The sequence below is a fragment of the Auritidibacter sp. NML130574 genome, assembly GCF_003185725.2.
GTDB lineage: Bacteria > Actinomycetota > Actinomycetes > Actinomycetales > Micrococcaceae > Auritidibacter > Auritidibacter ignavus.
Window position 1 is genome coordinate 159,806 of record NZ_CP031746.1, and the last position, 21,745, is coordinate 181,550.

The following is a 21,745-nucleotide window of genomic DNA, read 5'->3' on the forward strand; positions in this document are numbered from 1 at the left end:
CAGTCGGACCTCAACTTTCTGTGGTGTTGTGTCCTGCGACCCCGGTGGTACCTTGCCCTGAGCCGGGCACGCAGGTGATCGAGTATGGATAAGCGACACACAACCGCCGAGCGTGATCGATGAAACGCAAGCACAGCCGATCTGTCTCGACGGTAACCTACGTTAGGCTACTCTGACCGAATAACGCCCTCAACATCTCACCAGCGGTTGCGATATGACCTTGACCACGGGTCTTGGCGAGCGGGACATATCATGCCTGGAGACGAAACCGCGACGCGGTAGAGTGATACACCGTGGCTTTAACTATTGGATTCGTCGGACTTCCCAACGTGGGGAAATCAACCCTGTTTAATGCACTCACGCGACAGACCGTGCTAGCAGCGAATTACCCCTTCGCGACTATTGACCCGAACGTGGGCGTGGTCAACCTCCCCGATCAGCGCTTGTACCAGCTGGCGGAGATGTTTCACTCGGAAAAGATTCTGCCGGCCACGGTATCGTTCGTGGATATCGCTGGAATCGTCAAAGGCGCCTCGGAAGGCGAGGGGCTGGGTAACCAGTTCTTGGCCAATATTCGTGAAGCTCAGGCCATTGCCCAGGTGGTGCGGGTCTTCGAGGACTCCGATGTGGTTCATGTCGACGGACAGATCAACCCGACCTCCGATATGGAAACCATTAACACCGAGCTCATCCTGGCGGATTTGCAGACTCTCGAGAAGGCTATTCCTCGAGTGGAAAAAGAAGTCAAAGGCAAGAAACGCCCGCAGGCGGAACTGGATGCCATGGTGGCGGCCCAGAAGGTGCTGGAACGTGGCGAGACGATCTTCTCGGTCATCGAGTCGGAGAAACTTGATCTCGAGGCGCTCAAAGAGCTCAATCTGCTCACTGCCAAGCCGTTCATCTACGTGTTTAACTCCGATGAGACGGTCCTGAACGATGAGGCCAAGAAAAAAGAACTAGCTGAGCTGGTCGCGCCGGCGCAGGCAGTCTTCTTGGATGCCAAGTTCGAGGAAGACCTGGTTGAACTGGACGAGGAAGAAGCCCAGGAGATGCTGGCCCTGAACGACCAAGAAGAGTCAGGACTGGACCAGCTAGCACGCGTTGGTTTCGACACCTTAAAATTGCAGACCTACCTCACCGCCGGCCCGAAGGAAGCCCGGGCCTGGACCATTAACCAAGGAGACACCGCTCCACAGGCTGCCGGCGTGATTCACACTGATTTCCAGCGGGGCTTCATCAAGGCCGAGATCGTCTCCTTCGACGATTTGATGACGGCCGGATCAATGAACGAGGCCAAGGCTGCCGGTAAGGTCCGAATGGAGGGCAAAGACTACATCATGCAAGACGGCGACGTGGTCGAGTTCAGGTTCAACGTGTGATCGGCGCTCTCTGCGATGATCCGAGCACCGCCCCGGTTGCCTCGTCATGAGAGGACCGGGGCAGTGCCGTACTTGGAGGGCCCTCGCCTCTGTCGCGGTTGCTAGGTGCTCTGCTATCATGATTGATATCAGAGGAGGTGTTCGCAGATGTCATCCATCATCGTTCGCGGTCTCGACGACGCCGTGAAGCAGCAACTCGCTGCACAGGCGAAGGAGCACGGTCGGTCGATGGAAGCCGAAGTTCGCGCCATCCTGACCAAAGCTGCACGCCGGCCGCACATAGGAATCGCTCTGCTGGCAGCCGCGCAGGATGTCGGGGGAGTCGAGGAGCTACCGATCCCGGTGCGCGATGACGTCGCGCGGGCGGTGGACTTCGAGTGATCATCCTCGACACAAACGTGATCTCGGAGATCTTTCGACCCTTGCCCGAGCCACGCGTAGCGGACTGGCTCACGTCCCTGGAGGGTGACGTAGCCATCACGTCCGTCACGCTCGCAGAACTGCTGGCAGGTTTGCGGCGGTTGCCGGATGGTCGGCGCAGAGATGCGCTGACCAGACGAATTGACGTGGCGCTCGCACCGTACAGGGGCGGCCGCGCTGTGTTGCCGTTCGATGACGTGGCCGCCGACCGCTATGCCGACGTGCTCGTGGCTCGAGAGCGCGCGGGAGCGCCGATCAGTACCGCCGACGCGCAGACCGCCGCGATCTGCCTGGCGCACGGAGCAACCTGCGCTACGCGCAATGTGAAGGACTTCCAGCACACCGGCGTAGAACTGGTGGATCCGTGGAAGGTCGATGCGTGAAGCATCATTCGATTGAGGTCATCGCCCATCAGCAACGCACTGAGGCAGATCTGGCGTGAGCTTCGAGAATTCTTCGGTAGTGAGTATCTCGAGGAGTTCGGAGAGTGGGATCCGCAGCAGTCCTACGGCTACGCGTCACATGATGTCCACGTCAGGGCACGGGCCGAGAACCGCGTCGTCGACCACGTGGGATGGGTGCGCGGCGAGATCGCTGTCGGTACGGAGGTCGTCGCGATCGTGGGAGTCGGCGGTGTCTTGATCTGCGCTGACGCAAAAGGGGTGCGTCTCGGGGGTGAGCTCATGGGGTGGGCTGAGCAGTCGGTGCGGGATCTTGACCAACTCGCGTTCGACTACTTGTGCTGTCGAGAGCAAGTCGTCCCGTTCTACGCTCCATGTGGTTGGCCTCGGATCTATGCCCGCGAGAAGTCGATCGGACGTGACGGCGAATCTGTCGTGGATGAGCTCGGCCCGTCGATCCTCATCCTGCCAATCGCCCCGCTCGAGTCGTGGCCAAAGGGCGACGTCGACCTGCGCGGACGGGCTTTGTAGTCGCTGACTGCAGATGGCCGTACGTGCCGGAATGCGGTCGAGTTCCGCTTTAACGTGTAGCGGATCAACCACCGGTGCGAAGAAGTAGCGATGGCGAACGAACGGATCACCGACCGAGGATTTCGTCGAGGCTCAGCTTCGATTGCTAGGCTTCTACGACGGTCCGGACGAAATTGTCGTCGAAAAGCCTGTCTTCGCTGAGATCTAAGACTCGTACCCGGCCGTCGACCTGCCGAAGCTCTGGATCCAGTGTGTCAAGAAGATCATCGACAAGGCCCGCCTGCCTGTCGCGAAGCTGGAAAGCACGACCCAGCTTCAGGTCCACCCCCGAGCTACGCACGCCCACCAAGGGCTACCCACAGGGAGTGCTGAACAAGATCGTGACGCTGCTCCCCGAGAAGGTGATTCTCTTCCTCACGGTGTACCAGGACTTCGACGTCGTGGCATCCGTCATGTCGGAGTCCTCAGGCCAGTAACTCCCTTCTATCCGAACAGATGGTGGGGATGCTTAAAATGTGACGGGGCTTCCTTCAGACTTAGGTCATGGCGAAGCTCGACACCGGCTGGGCGATCATTGAGATCGACCGATTCTCGCCCATACCGGCGCAGGTCCACCCGGGCACGGGTTCAGGGCTTGCATTTGTCGGCACCGTCATGCGTGGCCCCAGGACCGAGGCGTCAGAGCGAGCGCATGTTATCCAGCAAATCCTTGATCGGGCGTTGCCGGGGTGGTCGCGGAACCGTTCGGACAAGGACAAGGACTACTCGTGGCTGCGCGATCAGGCGTCTCGGGCGAAGGTCGCACTGCGGAGGCAAGTAGGGCTCGCCGAGAAGCTCGAGGACAACGCCCCGGATATGGACGCAGCCAATGTCCACCCGTGGGCATGGGAGAATGGGCGCTTGTACTGGAAAACCCGGCACTATCATCAGACTGTCATGCACGTCGCCATCCGGATGAACGTCGAGTCACAGGCCAAGCTTGGCCGGAAGGATATCTCGGAGACTGCGCTGTTCAACGAGGCGTTCTCGCTGACCCCTCCAAATCTGAAGCCACTAGGTGGCGACTGGTCGAGGATGACGGCAACAAGACGTACGAAAATCTCCACCGTGGGGCTCGTGCCTTTGCCGAGGGGCTCTACGCTGCCCTCGGCAACCCTTGAATGCGCACCCGTGAAGAGGGCATCGGACCGGGGCGGAGATTTGTCGATGCGGACGGCAATGGAAGGACGAACTCTCGTTGTATGCGTGGCGAGCTCTCGCGGAGCATAGGAAAAGTTGCCGAAATATGGGGTGGCGATTTTCGCTCTAATCTCTGGGAGCACTCCCAGTCCCTATGAGAACTTGAGTGTAGAACTTGCAGGGTCTATGGTGAGGGCATGTGGAGCGTCGACATTGAGCCAATTGAAGAGTGGCTCGCTTCACTGGATGACGGTTCGCGTGTGCAGGTGGTCGCCGCGATCGAGTTGCTGGAGGATTAAGGGCCCCAGCTCGGTCGACCGATCGTCGACAGTGTAGCCGGGTCCCGGCATAAGAATATGAAAGAGCTCAGGCCCGGCTCGTCTGGCCGGTCCGAGTTGCGCGTTCTGTTCGCGTTCGATCCAGAGCGAGTGGCGATCATGCTGATCGCCGAAGATAAGATCGGCGATTGGAAACGCTGGTATAAGAAGCACATTTCGTTGGCCGACGACCTCTTCGACGAGCATCTGGCCCGACTGAGAAGAGAGTGATTGAAATGCCAAAGAACCTGAAGGATTTCGTCGCCGAGCATCCTGTTGACCGGGGACGGGTTGAGGCGCACAAGAAGCGGATGCTTGCTGAGGTTCGCGCCTACCGTCTGCGAGAGCTACGGGAGCAGGCCGGACTGACGCAAGCGCAGCTGGCAGAGCGCATTGGCGTCGGGCAGCGGCAGGTTTCGAAGATCGAGCAAGGCGACCTCGACAGCGCGAAGGTTGGCACCATCCGCAGTTACCTTGAGGCCGTCGGTGGCGAACTCTCCCTTGAGTACGTGATGGGAGACCAGCGAATGAAGGTCGCCTAACGGCAGATGTTTGTCCGTGCCAGAACATAGTCGAGTTCCGCTTTAACGTGTAGCGTTGGAGGGTCTCGGTCGCCGTCTCGTTGCAAGATTAGGTGACGGTTGTCTCCTCACTTCCTGGATGATCCGTTAGGATCGGTTTACAGTACTGATATGTCCTCGGCCGTAACGCGGGATCCCTCGTTCACGTCGCCCGGAAAATTTAACTGGATCGCCGATATTGGCCAACAGCTCTTGGTATATATTGCAACTCTCTTGGTGCTGGCCCTCCTGGTTGTCCTGGCCGCCGCGGACGTGCTGAGGGGTGATGTGGGCAGTGATGATCCCGTACCTGCGGAATTTGTGTTACTTTTTTGGGGCGGGATTATGGGATGCTACCCCGTGTAACACAGGGCCCTTGCGGTGTAAAAGATGACTATATTGCGCAAAGCCCTCGCTTTATTCCGACGTTGCTGTTCTCGCAGATCATCGGTGGGGTCTTGTTCACCGTGGTGGCTGTCCTTCTCGTCACCTGGCAAACGGCCGAATATTCACCAGGAACTGTGATTGGTTCAATTTCTCGCGAGCCACAAGCATTGGCCACGGTGGTATTTTATTGTGTCACGCTCTGCGTTCGGCCACATGCCGTGGCCCATTTCCTGATCAAGGTGACCTCGAAACCAAACACACAGGTTCTCGGCCTGATTGTCGGGCTTCCGGCATTTTTGGTGACTTTATTGGGTGGTCTGATCTTGGCAGCCGTCTAACGCACTCCGGACTCCGTGGATCTGGCCCAACAATTTGCCCTCTGGGGTGGACTCGCTCTCTGTGGCCTGGCTGTTTATCTGGTGACACTCATCTGGTGGATCGTCCCGGTGCGTAACCAACGGCTCAGTCCACCGCCGCGTCATCCGGGAATGTTCGTTGGGGTGTTTCAACGGGGCCGGGATAACGACGCAAAGGGACAGCACTAGAGCTCTCGTGCACGCCTGAGACGACGGACACTTGTCGATGTTAACCTACTGTGGAGACATGAACGCTTGGACCATCGTCACCATCACGGTGATAGCCGTACTGGTCGGCACGATCCTGCAACGGCTATCGGGAACCGGTGTGGGCCTAGTTGTTGCCCCCGCACTGTCACTTGTGCTCGGTCCGGCCTTCGGCGTACTCCTGACCAATATGACCACGATGGTGTCCGGGTTTCTGATCATGCTCAGCATGTGGTCGAGCATCAGCTGGCGTCACTATGGGTGGATCATTATCCCAGCTGTTCCCGGTGCATGGGCGGGAGCCTGGCTGGTGAGCCAGCTCTCTGCCGCCTGGCTGTCCATCGTCCTGGGAGCGATCGTCGTGCTTGCCATAGTGGTCACCGTGTCTCTACGTCAGCTACCAGAGTTGACGGGGCGCCCCACAACAGTGGTGGCAGGTGCACTGGGAGGACTGTTTAATTCAACGTCGGGAGTCGCCGCGCCGGTGATGGTAATCTACTCCCGGCTCTCACGGTGGGACCAGCGCTCTTTTGCGGCCACGCTCCAGCCGATCTTCATGACCATGGGAGCACTCTCGGTCGTGATGAAACTAGGTATGGGAACGGTGATGGACGGCCCAGAACCAGACATCCCGCTGGTGGTGTTGTTGGTCTGTATTGTGGTCGCGGTGGGATTGGGTTTGACGGTCGCGCTTTTTCTCTCCCGCTACGTCTCCGCTCTGACAGCACGCAGAATGGCCATGACACTGGCCGGCCTCGGTGGCGTCAGTGCGATAATGCGGGGAGTGTTTCAGCTAGTGGCTTGACCATGAGCCTCGATCTGCATGGTGAAAAGACGAATGGCGTCACGAGCACCGAGCAGCAGTGGTGGAAGACGGGTGCAACGTGGCGCAATGATCGAGCGTTGTGCGCAGGTGTGCGAGAGTTTCGCACACCAGTTGGTTGGTCACGCGATTGCTCACCATCAGCACGGCTCGGCAGATAGGGGAGACATCCAGCTCCCGCGCTGAGGCCGGCAGGATACTGATTAGGAGAAAATCTCGTTCAGTTGCTGGTAATGAGACAACCGGCCCCTATCATCTGCAACTGTTCATCATGACTCGTGCTCGAACCAGGGTATAAGAAATCCTCAATCAGGATGTCGACTTGGTTGAAGGGATATCAGATACCGTTGTGTCTTTGATGTCGGATATTAGATTCGACGGATCTGGGTGGTACCACGGTGCGCTTGGTCGTCGACATCAGGACAAGAGCAAAACTCTGTATCTGTCTGATATGGCCTTCGACGACCGTAGTTATACTGTTCTGAGTCTTCTGGAATGTGACGGTCGAGTAGATTCCGCAACGGCGAGTCGGCGTCTGAACCTCGGGCCTGCTCAAGCTCGCCGTATCGTACGGCGGTTGCTCGGGTCCCGGCAGATAGCCCAACGAGTTGAAGCAGCTCATATGCAAGATCAGTGGCCAGGAGTCCTGGTGCTGTGGATGATGGTCTCAGCACATCGCCTCCTGGACGTTTCGAGGCGAATCGAACAGATACCAGGTGCCAGATTATGCGCAACACTCGTGGGCGGAGGCGCGAATTTGTATGTTGTCACGTGGTTGAAGTCCCTCCGTGATGCTGCTGAGACAGAAGCTGAGATTGTCTCCGATCTTCCGGTACGGGTTGTAGACCGGAGCCTCGTGCTGCAGTACTTCAAAAGGATGGGCGTGCTCATCGACCACAATGGGCGACGCATTGGTCATGTGCCGTGGGTCCAAGACTCCAGTCAACCGGTTCATGAGGGGCGGTGTCTCGCTGAAAGCGTGCAACACATCACATAGTTTTCGGTGCTGACATACGATGAGATCGTGGGCACGCTTATCATCATCGTGCTAGCCGTGATGGTTGGCACGGTCCTGCAACGATTGTCAGGGACCGGCGTGGGATTGGTCGTCGCTCCGGTACTGTCGTTGGTTCTTGGGCCGACCGCCGGGGTGTTGCTGACCAACATGACCACGACGATTTCTGGCTTTCTGCTTATGCTCAGCGTGTGGTCAAGAATTCGTTGGCGCCAGTATTGGTGGATCATTATCCCGGCCCTTCCAGGTGCGTGGGCGGGCGCCTGGCTGGTGAGTCAGCTTTCTGCCGCGTGGTTGTCCATCCTGCTCGGGACAATTATCGTTCTAGCATTGCTGATCACTGTGTCCTTGCGAGATCTACCAGAGTTCACTGGGCGCACCGCCACGGTCGTGACAGGAACTCTTGGAGGATTATTTAATTCAACCTCAGGGGTCGCTGCCCCGGTCATGGTGATTTATGCTCGAATCTCACGTTGGGACCAGCGCTCATTTGCCGCCACCCTGCAACCGATCTTTATGACCATGGGAGCGCTGCCGGTGGTGATGAAACTGTGGACGGGGGCGGTGGAGGATTCCCCAGAGGCCGGAGTCTCGTTAGCCGTGTTAGTGGTCTTTCTTGTGGTGGCAATAGTGGGCGGGCTGGCGATCGCACTTTTATTGTCCCGCTATGTTTCCGCTCTCTTAGCACGACGAATGGCCATGACGCTGGCGGGACTCGGCGGGATCAGCGCGATCGTGCGCGGGGTGTTTCAGCTTTCGTTTTAGACTTGAGCCCCGACCTGCATGTCGAAAATAAACACAATATGCAGGAAAATGAAGACAAAAAATTCTCCTTGACCTTACAAGCTTCGTGTGTGATACTTTTCATGTCTCTTCGTCTGGGGAGACATGATGCAAAGGAGCCCGCAATGAGCGCAGTGAAAGTATCGCAGAAGAACTCGTCATATATCCCCTCTAAGCGACCTTTTGTCGTGGTGACGTATACATTTTTAATGATCTTTGGATTGATGTTTTCTGGAATACATCCGGCTGAGGCAGCAAGCCGGAATCTTGGCGGAAAATCTTGTACAGGTGGCACGGTGGCGACCACGGCTACCGGTAACCGCACCATCGTTCACACGGCACTTCGTGGCGATGTGAGATACGAAAAATCCTTCAAAGGAGGGGCCAAGTATCGTCAGACGACTTTTTACACCAAACAAAAGATCATCACCTCTAGCAATGTCAGTAATGGTGCTGGAGGACGGTTTACAGCTGCCCGGATCTTTTGCGATCACTAAGACAGAGCTCTCATGAGATTGCAAAAATAACGGATAGGTTATGATGTTCTGTCTATTTAATACTAGAAAAATATTGACTCGCTGTGTCCAAGGTACTGCTACTGTCCTGCTGGTTGCAGGATTGTCCGGCTGTGGGACTACTAACGAGGATGGCTCCGATGGGGCCCAAAAAAACCCTTCGCCTGAAGCAAACCAAAATAGCAAGGCAGAGATCACGGACATTGAGCGAGTTGGGAACTGCATGAAGGACCGTGGATGGGATGTCACGGTTGACGTCCGCGAGGGGTCCATGGAGTTCCCGAATGGGTACCACGAGGACCAGGCAGAAGCAGTAGAGCGCGATCGTGAAGCCTGCTTTGACCAATTTGGTGACGATAATGTGCCTTTATCTGAAATGAGCGACGAGCAGTGGCGTGATGAATATGACACTGCAGTTGCAGTCTCAGAGTGCATGGTGGAACACGGTCACAACGTGGCTGAACCGCCGAGCTTCGAAGTCTTTAAAGAAGGAGTGCTCAGTGGTACCAGTGATTGGGACCCGCGTGCTGATCCCGATAATCCCGATATGTCGAGTGAAGAGCACTATTCTCGCTACGAGGACTGCCCGTTCTCGAAATTTGAAGGCTAAGTCACACGTGAGCAGTAGGGTTCTCTGACGTGGGATCCCATAATATTCGGTCCCTGACGTCCCGAAGGTCACCCATGACCTGGTTGAAGCTGGCGTTGGGCGCGGTGCTGGTGCTAGCCGTAGGTGTTGGCGTTGGATGGGGGCTGAAAACGGTTCTTCAACCCCCATCAGAAGTTCTTCAGGAACGCGCCTACACTCTGACGGAGACAAGCTCTGGTGAAGTTGGCGATGAGCTCAGGCTGAACACCGCCGCCGTATGGCGCGCTCAACCTGTAGCTCGTAATCAAGCCGTTGGCACGCTCACGAGTATTGATATCAGTCCGAATCAGAGTGCCGGCAACGGCGCTCGCGCCTACACGGTGGATGGGCGTGCGGTGAGCATTGCTCAAGGTGACGTGCCGATGTATCGGGAGATCAAAGAAAAAGACAAAGGTAAAGATGTTCGGCAACTCCAGGTGATGCTCGGAGCGTTGGGCTACTATCACGGCAGAGCAGATGGTGAAGTCGGTTCCGGAACAGTCGACGGGATTAAGGCGTGGCAGAAGGCCCTGGGAGTTGACGATAACGGAGTGGTTGGTCAAGGTGACATCGTCTTCGTTCCGACCTTGCCCGCCCGCATGAGCATCGCGGGTGATGGTCTCACCGTTGGTTCGTCTCTGAACGGTGGTGAAGAAATCATCAATGCGTTGCCGACTGCGCCTCGGTTTGCGTTACGCGTCACATCTGAACAGGCCGAGATGATCGCCACAGGAACTGCCGTGAAAATTAGTCACGAGGACCAGGTGTGGGAGGGAGTTGTCGGTCAGCGAAATGACCAAGCTGATGCTGAAACCATTGAATTAGCCGTTGTCGGAGCAGATGACAAACCGGTGTGCGGCGATCAATGTGCGACGCTGTCGACGCAGAGCGAAACGTTATTGGATACGGTCGTCGAACTCGTTGAACCAGTACAAGGTGTCACCGTTCCTGACGCTGCCATTTCAACAGATGCCTCTGGTGAGCAGTATGTGACGGACGAGAGTGGTGTCAAGCACTCTGTGACGGTCAAAGCCTCGGCGCGAGGCATGTCGGTCATCGACGGGGTTGACGAAGGGATCAGGGTGCGTTTGCCGGGTGAACAAGGATGACTGACGTTTGCCTGGCAACCGAATCACTGAGTTTTGGGTACAAAAATTTTGCGCTCTTATTTGAGGACTGGTCGTACGAGTTCGAACCCGCTGCTACCACCGCCATCACCGGTCCATCAGGTTGTGGAAAATCCACGCTCCTCTATTTATTAGGGCTGATGCTGACACCATCTGCTGGCAGCATTCAGTTAGCTCATCAACGGGTAGATAACCTCTCCGATGCGTCCCGGGCGAGACTTCGAGCGCACTGCTATGGCTTCGTGTTTCAGGATGCAGCGTTGGACCACTCGCGAACAATTATGGCCAATGTCACTGAGGCGGCGGTTTATCGCGGCCAACGGCCAAGTCGATATCGTGAAGCGGCAATGACATTACTAGATCGGTTTGGTGTTGAATTGCGTGCAGATCATAAGCCTGGGCAAGTTTCAGGTGGACAAGCTCAACGCATTGCCCTGTGCCGAGCCCTGCTGGGAGATCCCCAAATTGTTTTAGCTGATGAACCGACGGGAAATCTTGATCCCAGCTCTGCGGAGGTCGTGTTCTCGGCGTTGCAACAGCAGGCAGATTCGGGAGCGACCGTGGTGATAGTGACCCATGACCATGCGCTGGCAGCTGCGTGCAACCAACATCTCAGCTTCTCAGAAGGAGACTGACCGGTGACATCTTTCACAAGTAAGCGGACGGGTCCGGGCATCCTGACCCTCATCCGCGAAGCTGATGCGATGAACCGTAGCCAACCGGTGATCACCATCGTCACAATCTTGATGGTTTGTGGAATGATGATTGCGGTCCTGCTGACCACCGGCCGGACCGTCGGGGCAGAAAAGTCTGTGGTGTCTACCCTCGATGATGTCGGAACCAAATCTTTGACAATTTACGCAGAACCGGATGCGGGATTGACGACGAAGTCGTTGGAAAATATTCAACGCGTTGAAGGCGTTGAGTGGTTCGCAGCTTTCGGCCCGGTCCAAGACGGATATAGCACATTGTCACCGAGCGGGGGTCCTGTCGCGGTTCGACAGTTCTGGGGCATGAGCATCCCCGGCATTCCCGAATATCACCAACGCTCTGATGGCCAGCTCGAGGGCTATGCCGCCCGGGACGCGGTGCAACAAATGCGACTCGAGGCAGCCATCGGGGGAGCACAGTTGACCGATGGACGGGTTTATTCCCTCATGGGAAGTTTTATACCACCAGAGAACCTTGGCCACTTGGGTTCGAGCGTGCTCGTACCGGCACCGGCAGAGGACCACGAAGGCCGTCACCAAACCGTATCCATGATGACGGTCGTTGCTGAAGATCCGGGGTATATTGGGGCACTCAATGACGCTATCCCTGCGGTCTTGGAAGTAACCGACCCACAATTCATCAGGGTCGAAACCAGCCAGCAAATGGCACAACTTCGTTCTGCTGTGCAAGGACAATTGGGACAATTTGGACGATTCTTAGTTCTGGCCATTCTCGGATTAACCGGCTTATTGACGGCCGTAATTCTATCGGGGCTGATGATGTTGCGTCGCAAGGACTTCGGCCGTCGTCGCGCATTGGGAGCATCCCGGTGGATGATTCTGACTCTCGTCTTATGTCAATTCACCGAACTGTCGGTGATCGGTTCCTTGGTCGGCACGCTGATAGGCGGTGGAGCGCTATGGCTACTAGGCGATCCACTGCCGGACTGGAGCTTTTTCCTGGCCTTGAGCATCTTAGCGATCATCACATCCTTATTAGCTGCACTGATTCCTGCGATGATCGCCTCTCGGCGTGATCCGCTCCGAGAACTCAGAGTGCCCTAAGGGGCCACGGCCTGGTGACCATCAGTGGCTTCGTACGGCACAACGCTGATTAGGAGAAAATCTCGTTCAGTTGCTGGTAACGAGATGCATCGAGACGTTGTTTAGCCTCGAGTGCTTTCATGTTTTCCTGCACCTGCGCGACCGAACTGGCGCCGGTAATCACGGTGGAAACACGCGGGTTATGGAGGATCCACGCCAGAGAAAGCTGCGCCGGAGTGACCTGGAGTTCCTCCGCAAGAGATCCCAATCGTGCCACTTTCTCTGCAACGTCTGGTGCTGTGGCGGTGGCAACCAAGTGGCTGTGTTCCGCACTGGATCCCCGGCTACCTGAAGGGGCTCCCTGGCTATATTTGCCGGTGAGGATGCCTCCAGCCAAGGGGCTCCACGTAGTAAGACCGAGAGCGAAGTCTTCGTAGAGCCGCGCGTACTCTGTTTCGACGCGCTCGCGGTTCAGCAGGTTGTACTGGGGCTGTTCCATATACGGCTTGTGCAGGTGGTGTCGCTCGGCGATCTCAAAGGCGCCACGAATCTCTTCGGCTGACCATTCTGACGTGCCCCAATAAAGAGCTTTGCCGGAAGACACCATGTCGCTCATGGCCCAGACCGTCTCTTCAAGCGTGGTAGCGGGATCCGGACGATGACAGAACACCAAGTCGACGAAGTCCAAACCCAAGCGTTCTAAGGAGCCCTCAATTGCGTGGAAGAGGTACTTGCGGTTCAGTGTGTTCCGCAAGTTGATGTTGTCCTCGATGCCCCAAAAAAGCTTGGTCGAAATGAGGTAATCTTGCCGAGCCCAGCCCAGTTCCGAGATGGCCTGGCCCATGATCGTTTCCGAGGCACCACCGGCGTACACCTCGGCGTTGTCAAAGAAATTGACCCCGGATTCGGCGGCGACCTGGAGGCATTCCTTCGCCAAGCCGGTATCCAGAGTGGAGCCGAAAGTCACCCAGGAACCGAAAGACAGCTCACTGACCTTAATACCGGCTCGTCCTAAACGGTTGTATGTCATTAACTGCTCACTCATGAGGACCTGCTTTCTCTGGGGTGGGTTAGGGGCTCGACAGCCCAAGAACAATCTCAATTGCTCACCATTCTGGTACGTCGATGTCCACGTTGGCTAGGTGTTTTGGACCAGCCTTGTCATTCCGGTTAACCTGTCGCGGTATCCTGAGCAGCGCCTTAGCTAACTCGCCACCACAGCAACCGATGAATTCAGTAGGGAGACCATGACAGAATGAGACTATGTCTGAGACCGTTGAACTGCACCTGAGCCAGAATGAATCCGCGGATCGTTTACTGAGTTCCAACCCACTCGCGCTGATGATTGGCATGTTGCTCGACCAGCAAGTATCCATGGAACTGGCTTTTGCTGGACCAGAGAAAATTGCCGATCGAACAGGCGTCATGGAGGCCGAAGCCCTGGCTAGTTACGACCCGGACGAACTGGTGGAAGTCTTCCAACAGTCACCTGCGGTCCATCGTTTCCCTGGTTCCATGGCAACACGGGTGCAAAAGTTCTGTCGCGTGATCGCCGACGAATATGAAGGTGACGCCTCCGCCATCTGGACCCAAGGAGACCCCGACGGGGCAACGGTGCTCAAGCGGTTGAAGAAACTCCCTGGTTACGGCGACCAGAAAGCCAAAATATTCTTGGCACTCTTAGGCAAACAGTTGGGATTCTCTGGATCCGGATGGCGCGAAGCCTCCGGAGAATATGGAGACCCGGAGGCAATGCGCTCGGTGGCAGACATTTATGACGAACAATCTCTGGCTGCGGTCCGCGAAACCAAGAAAGCTATCAAAGCTACCGCCAAGAAAAAGAAGCAAGATACTCCAGACTAGGCGGCCAATGCCAGTCGCGATTGCAACGTGGCGATGTGTAGCGACGCCTCGGAGCTCTTCATATTACCGTTCAGCTCTCGCTGAGTGAGATCAAGGCAGGTAATTGCATCCAGGCTCGTAACGGTGTGACCTTGCAGTTCTGTGGCCAAACTCAAGAGTTGATTTAACTGTGCGGTCGTTGCGTTCATCATAATCCTTTCAAAAGTTCAATAACGTTCAGTGGGTCGTAGCGTTTTGCGCGAGGCAAATTCGTCTCAAGGACGCCAACAGCAGGGGCTGGAATGTCGTTTCCACGCGTGCAGGTGAGATCCGTGCACGTTAGCGGGACGGATATCTGGTGGCACAGCCTAAGGATGGAACCGGTAGGGAGTTTTGTCTAAAACCGGTGGTGCGCCCGCTGTTGTGATATATCGAGCGCGAGAATGCTACATCGTCAGGTTCACGATGTTTGCGCGTCGCGTGCTGGAACATGACCTGGGTGCGATTTCCAGCGAGACGAGTGATTCATTAAAACAGCTTTTGCGCAGAATTGCAAGTTAATGAATGCGGCCATAGCTGGCCTCGTTTCTTGAGCGAGGCATAGTGCGGTGTGACCGCTGTTCCCGAATAGCGTGCCAGTGAACTGTTCGCTACAACAGGGAAACGAGATAGCGCTGACGGTGAGGGCGTCAGACTGTGCGGCGATGATTTGAGCAGTGCATCCAGTAATGGGTAGTTATCCTGTCACTCTTTCGGACGGTGTATGACATCGGGTGCCAGGGCACGTGATGGTTTTTCCGTCCTCGAAGGACGCCAACGCTACACTACTGAGACGGTGGGGCGGGAAAGTTTCGAAATGTCGTTGCGCTCGTGATGGAGATGTGCTGAATACTTCGAGACGACTGGCGCCTCATGGCCGACCGCAACACGGATACGGAATAAGGCACCACACATCTGGAGTCCTAGATGTCTATGGCTCCTGGATCTTTTAGGTCGTGTGACTGTACTGGCGCGCTGACTGGCATCAAGATGCCCTTGATATGGATAGGATTACGCCTGGTCTTGGCAAGCTCACGTTTAACACAAAAGGTTGGTGCCCACCGAGCCGGCGGGCACCAACCTTAGCTCAGGGGATGAACAATTACTGCGCCGTCTGGCCACCGTCTACTGGAAGAACTGTGCCAGTGACAAAGCTCGCTAGAGGCGATGCTAGATAGAGCGCTACTTGACCAATTTCTTCAGGTTCCGCGGCACGGCCGATGGGGGTATCTCCAATAACCTTGTCTCGGGTCTCCGGGTCGTCAAGCCACTCTTGAGTCATGGGAGTGGCAACAAGTCCGGGAGCTACCGCATTGACGCGAACGTTTTGATCGGCGAATTCGAGGGCCGTGGCCTTGGTGAGTCCAATGACACCGTGCTTACTGGCAACATAGGGAGACATGTTGTAATTTCCGATCAATCCGGCAATGGATGCGGTGTTGACGATGGCTCCGCCACCGTTGTCTTTCATGTACCCGACCTCGTGCTTCAAAGCTAAGAAGACACCTTTGAGGTTGACCGCGCTCACCTTGTCAAAGGCTTCTTCATCCATGTCCGGGACGGAAGCGTCCGGAGCGGAAACACCAGCATTGTTGAAAGCTACGTCCAGTCCACCGTAGGTGTTGACCGCGGTTGCCACTGCGTTTTTCACCGAATCGGAATCTGTCACGTCGGTTTCGACAAATGTTGCGGTGCCACCATCTTGAATAATCAGGTCAACTGTTTCTTCGGCTTCGGAAGCTACATCGGCCACTACGACATTGGCACCCTGCTGGCCGAAAACTCGCGCAGTTGCACGACCGATCCCGGTTGCGCCACCTGTGATCAGGGCGGTCTTACCAGTGAAGTCGAGTAGGTTCTCTGCCATGGTTTATATCCCTTCAGTTGTTCTTGTGATCGCAAGGACACTTTTAAGGATATTCGTTTAATCACGTGACACCAGGTCTCATCCGCGATCTGGCGGACAGTTTTTCCGGTGGATAAAAATACGACGTAGTAGGTCACAACAGTTGTAGGACCAGCCGTTGACATGCACGGATGCCACGCTCGATTGCGACCTTGCGAGACGTTCGGTCGCTTCCATCTGCATCGAATCCGCTAGGTTGGAAATATGCACATTGCCACGCATCGAATCGAAGGCGGACCGCGTCGAATCGCCTTTATGCATGGACTGATGGGACGCGGTCGAAATTTCACCTCGCCGGCGAAAGCACTGGCCGATGATGCAACTAGCTTATTGATTGACCTGCCCAATCACGGGCGCAGTGATTGGACCCGCGACTTCGACTACGTAGAAATCGCTGACGAGGTCGCCGAGATGCTACGGGCGGATTTCGGTAGCGAGGAACCGATCGTGCTACTGGGTCACTCTCTGGGTGGCAAAGTGGCCATGACTCTTGCGCTCCGGCACCCTGATCTCCTCAAAGCACTGATTGTTGAAGATATATCTCCTACCGATACCGGCAACTACTCGACCTTTGATCATTTGTTAGGGTCCTTGCGATCGGTTGACTTGCAATCGGTGTCTGAGCGCTCCGAAGTCGAAGAGCAACTAGCCGAGCCTATCCCGGAAGACTCGATTCGGCAATTTCTCATGCAAAACCTGCGACGAACCGATCGCGGATACCAATGGCAACCCAACTTGGAGATGCTGTATCAGAACCTGGACGCCATCGCAGGGTTCCCAGAGCTCACCGCAAGCTATGAAGGGCCGGTGCTGTGGATCAAAGGGGAGCAGTCGAACTACATCGACGACGACAGTGCGGTGGTGATGCGGGAGCTATTTCCCAAGGTGCGAAAGTCCACTGTCCGCGGCGCCAACCACTGGGTGCATTCCGAAAAACCGCAAGAATTCGTGGCCCTGCTTAAGTCCTTTCTCGATAGCTTGTACCCCACTGACGCCTAACAACGACCCGAGGGCATACCGTGAAGAGACGACTGCCTACACTATTTGATAACCTCGCACATCGTGACCACACCAACTGATAGAAAAGATACGACCGCCTCGCAACGATCAGACATTCCACGGGTCCCCGTCGGCCCCGGAGGCAAACCGGCGTGGGTCAACCGGCGTGTCTTCGCCTCGCCGCTGTTGCGCCGAATCTGCTATGCGGTGGTTTTCGAGGGATTGGCCGTCGGATTCACGACCCTGATTTTGTTCTTGCTGGGTCACGCGTCCTCATCCAGTTTTCTGGTCGGGGTGGTGTCCTCTACGGTCGCGTTGACGTGGAACCTGGTGTTCAACTGGATCTTTGAAAACCTCGAGCGTCTCAACGGAATCACGCATCGACCCTGGTGGGTCCGCGCATTGCACACGGTCCTATTCGAGACAGGGTTGCTGAGTATCCTGATTCCCGCCGTTGCCGTGATCTTAAACGTCTCCATCTGGGAGGCCTTGGCTCTCGAAGCGGTGCTGTTGGTATTTTTCCTGATTTACAATCCGGTCTATGCCTACTTCTTTGACCGAGTCTTTGGACTTCCCGAACCAGCGGAAAATTACCGTTAGCCTGGGAACCAAGTCTCTAGCGTAGGTCGAGGAATTCCTGAATAGCGGGAAGCTCCCGCTGAGCCTGTCGGTAGCCACGCTCGTATGTTTCACGAAGTAGGCGCAAATCTCGGGTACCACTGCTAACCGGCATGACCTCGGGGATGAACAGATAGGCTTTGCCTTGATCCCGCAATTCGAAGAGCTTTTCTTTGGTTTCGTTATAGCGTTCGTGCCGGGTCAGCATGGCGTCAATGACAGCCGGATAACGTGGGAACCAAGATCGAATCACCGGCTCGAAGCGTTGCTTGTCTTTCCAGTAGCTTTCTTCCCGGGTCATAACCACGAGTAGCTTCTCATAGCCGTGCTCCAGTGCCGTCGACAGTGGCACCCCACCGTCAATCCCGAAAGCACCGTCGAGGAACAGCTCGCCATTGACGTTCACCTTCGGCATTAAGATCGGGATGGTCGAGGATGCTCTCACCCGTCGCATGAGCGCAGCCTCCGTGCTGGTGGCTTCTTTGTCCCACCATACGGTTTCGCCGGTAGCCATTTTGAAACCACCCAGCTGAATTTGAGCGGGGTTGTCCCGGTAGACCTGAAAATCAAAGGGTAGAACGCCTTCAGAACGGCAGGAATCTTCGTAGATGTATTTGGAATTCAGCACACCGTGGCCCTGCAACCAGGTCCACCAGCTACCCAACCGAGGATCACCTGCGAATTCCACAAAGCTCCGACGGGTCCGCAGGGGGTCCTGTGCGACGTAGTTGACGGCCAGGGTGGAGCCCGCCGAAATGCCAGCAACAAAGTCGAAAAGAATGTTCTGCTCCAACAGGCTGACCACCAGCCCAGCGGTATAGGAGGCACGCATTCCTCCGCCTTCGAGAACTAGAGCAGTGTCGGTGATATTGCTGTGTTGGGCAGTGCTAGCTAGTTCCACGCTTCAGACCATATGCTAATTGTATGGCAACAATCAATATGAAGGGCCAGCCCATTCAGACCAGCGGTGAGCTCCCCGCCATCGGAGACCTCGCCCCCGATTTCACGCTGGCCGGAACCGATCTGTCGGATATCAAACGCGATGATTTTATTGGCAAGAAATTGCTCATCTCGACCTTCCCCTCGCTGGATACGGGAGTGTGTGCAGCCTCGGTCCGTCGCTTCAATCAAGAGGCAACTTCTTTAGATGGCACCGTGGTACTCAACGTCTCGATGGACCTGCCCTTTGCGCACAGTCGCTTCTGCGCCGCTGAAGGAATCGACCAGGTTACCAATGCCTCAGCATTCCGTTCTCGTTTCGGAACGGACTATGGGATCACCATTGCGGATGCCCCTATGGCTGGTCTGCTAGCCCGTTCAGTCATAGTGCTCGATGAAGAAGGTAAAGTCAGCTACGTACAATTGGTATCGGAAATGTCTTATGAGCCCGATTACGAACAGGCGCTCGCCGCATTGCAGTAATCGGTGAGTGTAACGGAGCTAACTCTGCACTTTTCAGATCAGAACCGCCGGAACGAAGCGGGGTCACCTCACGGTGATCCCGCTCATTTGTACGATCCGACACCGACCGCCCAACTACCGCAGGTTCCGCCTCGGTCGATCGCTCCAGCACGGTCACCGCAGCCCTCTTCACACGGTGCAGGCTATTGGACCGTCATTGTCTTGGGCTTTATCGCGGCTGCGGTGTTGGCTTATGGGGTCTTGTTGGTGGGGTTCCAAACGTTCCAAGGAATGACCGCCGACTCCGCCGTCAATACTCAGCACCGGAATCAGCCACTGGCGGAGGATTATGCAGGGCCTCAGCAGGATCATACTGCGACGCAATTGGCTGACGAGCTGGAGTTGGCCCATGAGGGGATTCCGGTGGATTTTTCGGTCCCGGGTAGTGCTACGGGATGGGGTAGTACTGAGATTGATTCAGGGCAACGTCTCGATGAAGCGCCGGGGGTGCTTTTAGTGGAGACTACTCACCTGGCGGCCTTTGGGGCCGGTACCGGTTTGGTACTCAGCGAGGAGGGGCTGGCGGTGACTAACTACCACGTGGTGGAAGGCTCGTCGCAGGTTTCGGTAACTGTAGCGGATACGGGCGAAACGTATACGGCCACGGTGCTGGGCCGAGATGCTGAGCATGACGTTGCGGTGTTGCAGATCGTGGATGCTCCCGCCTTACAGGTGGCCTCCATTAACACTGAGACCCCAGATATTGGTGATCGAACCGCTTCGGTCGGCAACGGGGGTGGGCAGGGGTTCTTGACCTCTGTTGTGGGGGAGGTCTCGGACCTGAATGTCACGATCCTGGCGTCGTCAGAGTTCAGTGAGGGCGGTGATCCCTCCCGCATCTCCGGGGTCATGCAGATGACTCAGGACGTTGTGCCAGGATATTCTGGCGGACCGTCTGTGGACGGAGATGGGCAGGTGATTGGGCTGACCACGGCCGTCTCAGAAGGGACTACCAGTGAAGAGGTCGAGGGTTTCGCCGTGCCCATTACCCAGGTGTTGTCTGTGGTGGAGCAGGTCTTGGCTGGTGAGGAGTCTGAGACTGTTTCGATCGGAGCTGACGGTGCGTTGGGCATTATCATCAGTGGTGCCGATCATCAGGTGATGGTTGAGGACGTGCTGTCCGGATCGGTTGCTGAAGAAGCCGGTCTCCGTGCCGGCGATCGACTTATTTCGGTTGATGGCATAGTAGCCAATAGCTCAGATCACATCTCGACAGTCATTCGGTCTCGCAATGTCGGCGACGAGGTCGAGGTGGTCTGGGAGGACTCCTCAGGGCAACGCCAGACGGGTATCGTGGAGCTACAAGAAGCGGCGACCAACTAATCGAGCGTAGTTGGTTTTGTGGCGGTCTGGTTACTCGGTGTCTGCAAGACCTTCCACGTCCGATAGTTCGGCGTGAGGAGTCTCTGGCGGGACAGGTCCGTTGATACGTAAACCGGTCTGTGCATCGAAAATCTTCAGGTGTTCCGGGTCTGGGGAGACCCGAATACGATCTCCGGGCTGTGGTGGACGACGTCCCGGCACGCGGACTACGACGGGCTGGTGGGTTCGAATCCCCTCCAACGTACCGTAGACGTGGGCGTCAGCGCCCAGCTGCTCGGTCAGCTCGACAATCATCTCCAGCCCGTTGGTGGGGTCTACATGCAGGTCCTCCGGGCGGAAACCAACAGTCACGGAATCACTGGTGGCATTGTTCAACGTCTCCGCAGCCACGGGCACGGTGGTGCCACCAAGCTGGATGGACTGAGCATCGTGGCGGGCTGCCACGAGGTTCATCGCAGGGGAACCGATGAAGCCCGCGACAAAGACGTTGGCAGGATTCTCGTAGAGGTTACGTGGGGTATCAACTTGCTGCAGGACCCCTTCCTTGAGTACGCAGACACGGTCACCCATGGTCATGGCTTCGACCTGGTCGTGGGTGACATATACGGTGGTCGTTGCCAGCTGACGGGTCAGTGCAGCAATCTGAGTACGGGTTTGTACGCGTAGCTTGGCATCCAAGTTCGACAGTGGCTCGTCCATCAAGAACACTTTGGGCTCACGCACGATCGCCCGGCCCATAGCCACGCGCTGACGCTGACCACCAGAGAGCTCTTTGGGCTTGCGATCGAGATAGGGGAGTAGGTCCAAAATTCTGGCGGCTTTTTCGACCTTCGCGCGTCTCTGCGACTTTGACACACCGCTGATTTTCAGGGAGAAGGCCATATTATCGGCCACGGTCATGTGAGGATACAAAGCATAGTTCTGAAACACCATGGCAATGTCGCGTGCCTTAGCGTCTTGGTGCGAGACGTCCTCGCCACCGATGAGAATGCGCCCCTCGTCAACGTCTTCCAAACCGGCCAGCATCCGGAGTGCAGTTGACTTGCCACACCCTGAGGGGCCCACCAAGACGAGAAATTCACCATCGTCGATGGCCAGGTCGAGCTGATTGATGGCCGGACGGGATCCGGCAGAGTAGATCCGGCTGGCGTGGTCATAAGTCACTGATGCCATAA

The 21,745-nt window shown here is 56.3% G+C and carries 26 protein-coding genes and 1 pseudogene; 21 read left to right on the plus strand and 6 right to left on the minus strand.

Annotated features, from left to right (window positions below; genetic code table 11):
* Positions 1 to 293 precede the first annotated feature (293 nt).
* The 4 genes from ychF (at position 294) to DCC27_RS00840 (ending at position 2,731) form a co-directional block, all read left to right on the plus strand.
* The gene (gene ychF / locus DCC27_RS00825) at positions 294 to 1,379 is read left to right on the plus strand and encodes a redox-regulated ATPase YchF (protein WP_110100193.1); all 1,086 of its coding nucleotides are present in this window, start codon (positions 294 to 296) and stop codon (positions 1,377 to 1,379) included.
* 147 nt (positions 1,380 to 1,526) lie between these two features.
* Positions 1,527 to 1,760: an Arc family DNA-binding protein gene (locus tag DCC27_RS00830; RefSeq protein ID WP_110100006.1), complete on the plus strand. Its 234-nt coding sequence runs from the start codon at positions 1,527 to 1,529 to the stop codon at positions 1,758 to 1,760.
* On the plus strand, positions 1,757 to 2,182 hold the full coding sequence (locus DCC27_RS00835; protein WP_110100194.1) for a type II toxin-antitoxin system VapC family toxin: 426 nt from the start codon (positions 1,757 to 1,759) through the stop codon (positions 2,180 to 2,182). Before DCC27_RS00830 ends, DCC27_RS00835 begins: the two co-directional genes overlap by 4 nt.
* Positions 2,183 to 2,194: 12 nt before the next feature.
* Positions 2,195 to 2,731: a GNAT family N-acetyltransferase gene (locus DCC27_RS00840; protein ID WP_158524689.1), complete on the plus strand. Its 537-nt coding sequence runs from the start codon at positions 2,195 to 2,197 to the stop codon at positions 2,729 to 2,731.
* 145 nt (positions 2,732 to 2,876) lie between these two features.
* Here the strand turns inward: DCC27_RS00840 and DCC27_RS00845 are convergent, their stop codons facing one another.
* Complete coding sequence (locus tag DCC27_RS00845) at positions 2,877 to 3,071, minus strand: hypothetical protein (RefSeq protein ID WP_146206388.1); 195 nt, start codon at positions 3,069 to 3,071, stop codon at positions 2,877 to 2,879.
* A gap of 203 nt (positions 3,072 to 3,274) precedes the next feature.
* Here DCC27_RS00845 and DCC27_RS00850 point away from each other — a divergent pair, with 203 nt between their 5' ends.
* The 12 genes and pseudogenes from DCC27_RS00850 to DCC27_RS00910 all read left to right on the plus strand — a co-directional run bounded on the left by DCC27_RS00850 (position 3,275) and on the right by DCC27_RS00910 (position 12,403).
* On the plus strand, positions 3,275 to 4,000 hold the full coding sequence (locus DCC27_RS00850) for a hypothetical protein (RefSeq protein ID WP_110100197.1): 726 nt from the start codon (positions 3,275 to 3,277) through the stop codon (positions 3,998 to 4,000).
* 221 nt (positions 4,001 to 4,221) lie between these two features.
* Positions 4,222 to 4,458 (plus strand): annotated as a pseudogene (locus DCC27_RS12275) (type II toxin-antitoxin system RelE/ParE family toxin); the annotation flags it as partial.
* Positions 4,459 to 4,463: 5 nt separating this feature from the next.
* Positions 4,464 to 4,769 carry a helix-turn-helix domain-containing protein gene (locus DCC27_RS00860; RefSeq protein ID WP_110100392.1) on the plus strand — a complete coding sequence of 102 codons (306 nt, stop codon included), beginning with the start codon at positions 4,464 to 4,466 and terminating at the stop codon, positions 4,767 to 4,769.
* Positions 4,770 to 4,919: 150 nt separating this feature from the next.
* Positions 4,920 to 5,153 (plus strand): hypothetical protein, encoded by a 234-nt coding sequence (locus DCC27_RS00865; protein ID WP_110100198.1) that lies wholly within the window; start codon positions 4,920 to 4,922, stop codon positions 5,151 to 5,153.
* A complete protein-coding gene (locus DCC27_RS00870; protein ID WP_146206389.1) occupies positions 5,138 to 5,512 on the plus strand; it encodes a hypothetical protein in 375 nt (124 codons plus the stop codon). Before DCC27_RS00865 ends, DCC27_RS00870 begins: the two co-directional genes overlap by 16 nt.
* A gap of 265 nt (positions 5,513 to 5,777) precedes the next feature.
* Positions 5,778 to 6,542: a sulfite exporter TauE/SafE family protein gene (locus DCC27_RS00875; RefSeq protein WP_110100200.1), complete on the plus strand. Its 765-nt coding sequence runs from the start codon at positions 5,778 to 5,780 to the stop codon at positions 6,540 to 6,542.
* Between the two features lie 1,042 nt (positions 6,543 to 7,584).
* The gene (locus DCC27_RS00885; protein WP_246840110.1) at positions 7,585 to 8,340 is read left to right on the plus strand and encodes a sulfite exporter TauE/SafE family protein; all 756 of its coding nucleotides are present in this window, start codon (positions 7,585 to 7,587) and stop codon (positions 8,338 to 8,340) included.
* Between the two features lie 38 nt (positions 8,341 to 8,378).
* Complete coding sequence (locus DCC27_RS12065) at positions 8,379 to 8,855, plus strand: hypothetical protein (protein ID WP_148707488.1); 477 nt, start codon at positions 8,379 to 8,381, stop codon at positions 8,853 to 8,855.
* Between the two features lie 241 nt (positions 8,856 to 9,096).
* The gene (locus DCC27_RS00895) at positions 9,097 to 9,483 is read left to right on the plus strand and encodes a hypothetical protein (RefSeq protein ID WP_110100203.1); all 387 of its coding nucleotides are present in this window, start codon (positions 9,097 to 9,099) and stop codon (positions 9,481 to 9,483) included.
* A gap of 74 nt (positions 9,484 to 9,557) precedes the next feature.
* Positions 9,558 to 10,610: a peptidoglycan-binding protein gene (locus DCC27_RS00900; protein WP_110100204.1), complete on the plus strand. Its 1,053-nt coding sequence runs from the start codon at positions 9,558 to 9,560 to the stop codon at positions 10,608 to 10,610.
* Complete coding sequence (locus tag DCC27_RS00905; protein ID WP_110098528.1) at positions 10,607 to 11,263, plus strand: ABC transporter ATP-binding protein; 657 nt, start codon at positions 10,607 to 10,609, stop codon at positions 11,261 to 11,263. The genes DCC27_RS00900 and DCC27_RS00905 overlap by 4 nt, the downstream gene beginning before the upstream one ends.
* 3 nt (positions 11,264 to 11,266) lie before the next feature.
* Entirely contained in the window at positions 11,267 to 12,403 is a 1,137-nt protein-coding gene (locus DCC27_RS00910) for an ABC transporter permease (RefSeq protein WP_110100205.1), read from the plus strand.
* Positions 12,404 to 12,452: 49 nt separating this feature from the next.
* Here the strand turns inward: DCC27_RS00910 and DCC27_RS00915 are convergent, their stop codons facing one another.
* The gene (locus tag DCC27_RS00915) at positions 12,453 to 13,427 is read right to left on the minus strand and encodes an aldo/keto reductase (protein WP_233487803.1); all 975 of its coding nucleotides are present in this window, start codon (positions 13,425 to 13,427) and stop codon (positions 12,453 to 12,455) included.
* 218 nt (positions 13,428 to 13,645) lie between these two features.
* On the opposite strand from DCC27_RS00915, the gene DCC27_RS00920 reads away from it, so the two are divergent.
* Positions 13,646 to 14,245 (plus strand): HhH-GPD-type base excision DNA repair protein, encoded by a 600-nt coding sequence (locus DCC27_RS00920; RefSeq protein WP_110098531.1) that lies wholly within the window; start codon positions 13,646 to 13,648, stop codon positions 14,243 to 14,245.
* On the opposite strand, the gene DCC27_RS00925 is transcribed toward DCC27_RS00920, so the two are convergent.
* A complete protein-coding gene (locus DCC27_RS00925; RefSeq protein WP_110100206.1) occupies positions 14,242 to 14,436 on the minus strand; it encodes a hypothetical protein in 195 nt (64 codons plus the stop codon). The two genes, DCC27_RS00920 and DCC27_RS00925, sit on opposite strands and share 4 nt — an antisense overlap.
* 929 nt (positions 14,437 to 15,365) lie before the next feature.
* A complete protein-coding gene (locus tag DCC27_RS00930) occupies positions 15,366 to 16,130 on the minus strand; it encodes an SDR family NAD(P)-dependent oxidoreductase (RefSeq protein ID WP_110100207.1) in 765 nt (254 codons plus the stop codon).
* Between the two features lie 243 nt (positions 16,131 to 16,373).
* Between DCC27_RS00930 and DCC27_RS00935 the strand changes: the two genes are divergently transcribed.
* On the plus strand, positions 16,374 to 17,168 hold the full coding sequence (locus DCC27_RS00935) for an alpha/beta fold hydrolase (RefSeq protein WP_110100208.1): 795 nt from the start codon (positions 16,374 to 16,376) through the stop codon (positions 17,166 to 17,168).
* Positions 17,169 to 17,231: 63 nt separating this feature from the next.
* A complete protein-coding gene (locus DCC27_RS00940) occupies positions 17,232 to 17,768 on the plus strand; it encodes a PACE efflux transporter (RefSeq protein WP_233242915.1) in 537 nt (178 codons plus the stop codon).
* 16 nt (positions 17,769 to 17,784) lie between these two features.
* Here the strand turns inward: DCC27_RS00940 and DCC27_RS00945 are convergent, their stop codons facing one another.
* Entirely contained in the window at positions 17,785 to 18,687 is a 903-nt protein-coding gene (locus tag DCC27_RS00945) for a patatin family protein (protein ID WP_233487805.1), read from the minus strand.
* A gap of 23 nt (positions 18,688 to 18,710) precedes the next feature.
* Here DCC27_RS00945 and tpx point away from each other — a divergent pair, with 23 nt between their 5' ends.
* Together tpx and DCC27_RS00955 are read left to right on the plus strand one after the other, a co-directional pair.
* A complete protein-coding gene (gene tpx, locus DCC27_RS00950; RefSeq protein WP_110100209.1) occupies positions 18,711 to 19,208 on the plus strand; it encodes a thiol peroxidase in 498 nt (165 codons plus the stop codon).
* Positions 19,209 to 19,295: 87 nt separating this feature from the next.
* Positions 19,296 to 20,570, plus strand: coding sequence for a S1C family serine protease (locus DCC27_RS00955; RefSeq protein WP_110100210.1), 1,275 nt, complete (start codon positions 19,296 to 19,298; stop codon positions 20,568 to 20,570).
* A 30-nt stretch (positions 20,571 to 20,600) separates the two neighbouring features.
* On the opposite strand, the gene DCC27_RS00960 is transcribed toward DCC27_RS00955, so the two are convergent.
* On the minus strand, positions 20,601 to 21,743 hold the full coding sequence (locus tag DCC27_RS00960; protein WP_110098539.1) for an ABC transporter ATP-binding protein: 1,143 nt from the start codon (positions 21,741 to 21,743) through the stop codon (positions 20,601 to 20,603).
* Between the last annotated feature and the right edge of the window lie 2 nt (positions 21,744 to 21,745).

Bases quoted from the DNA above. Each gene is read 5' to 3' on its own strand.
- DCC27_RS00830 (WP_110100006.1), top strand. From the start codon at position 1,527: ATGTCATCCATCATCGTTCGCGGTCTCGACGACGCCGTGAAGCAGCAA.
- DCC27_RS00850 (WP_110100197.1), top strand. From the start codon at position 3,275: ATGGCGAAGCTCGACACCGGCTGGGCGATCATTGAGATCGACCGATTC.
- DCC27_RS00860 (WP_110100392.1), top strand. From the start codon at position 4,464: ATGCCAAAGAACCTGAAGGATTTCGTCGCCGAGCATCCTGTTGACCGG.
- DCC27_RS00865 (WP_110100198.1), top strand. From the start codon at position 4,920: ATGTCCTCGGCCGTAACGCGGGATCCCTCGTTCACGTCGCCCGGAAAA.
- DCC27_RS00870 (WP_146206389.1), top strand. From the start codon at position 5,138: ATGCTACCCCGTGTAACACAGGGCCCTTGCGGTGTAAAAGATGACTAT.
- DCC27_RS00875 (WP_110100200.1), top strand. From the start codon at position 5,778: ATGAACGCTTGGACCATCGTCACCATCACGGTGATAGCCGTACTGGTC.
- DCC27_RS12065 (WP_148707488.1), top strand. From the start codon at position 8,379: ATGCAGGAAAATGAAGACAAAAAATTCTCCTTGACCTTACAAGCTTCG.
- DCC27_RS00895 (WP_110100203.1), top strand. From the start codon at position 9,097: ATGAAGGACCGTGGATGGGATGTCACGGTTGACGTCCGCGAGGGGTCC.
- DCC27_RS00900 (WP_110100204.1), top strand. From the start codon at position 9,558: ATGACCTGGTTGAAGCTGGCGTTGGGCGCGGTGCTGGTGCTAGCCGTA.
- DCC27_RS00905 (WP_110098528.1), top strand. From the start codon at position 10,607: ATGACTGACGTTTGCCTGGCAACCGAATCACTGAGTTTTGGGTACAAA.
- DCC27_RS00915 (WP_233487803.1), bottom strand. From the start codon at position 13,427: ATGAGTGAGCAGTTAATGACATACAACCGTTTAGGACGAGCCGGTATT.
- DCC27_RS00920 (WP_110098531.1), top strand. From the start codon at position 13,646: ATGTCTGAGACCGTTGAACTGCACCTGAGCCAGAATGAATCCGCGGAT.
- DCC27_RS00925 (WP_110100206.1), bottom strand. From the start codon at position 14,436: ATGATGAACGCAACGACCGCACAGTTAAATCAACTCTTGAGTTTGGCC.
- DCC27_RS00930 (WP_110100207.1), bottom strand. From the start codon at position 16,130: ATGGCAGAGAACCTACTCGACTTCACTGGTAAGACCGCCCTGATCACA.
- DCC27_RS00935 (WP_110100208.1), top strand. From the start codon at position 16,374: ATGCACATTGCCACGCATCGAATCGAAGGCGGACCGCGTCGAATCGCC.
- tpx (WP_110100209.1), top strand. From the start codon at position 18,711: ATGGCAACAATCAATATGAAGGGCCAGCCCATTCAGACCAGCGGTGAG.
- DCC27_RS00960 (WP_110098539.1), bottom strand. From the start codon at position 21,743: ATGGCATCAGTGACTTATGACCACGCCAGCCGGATCTACTCTGCCGGA.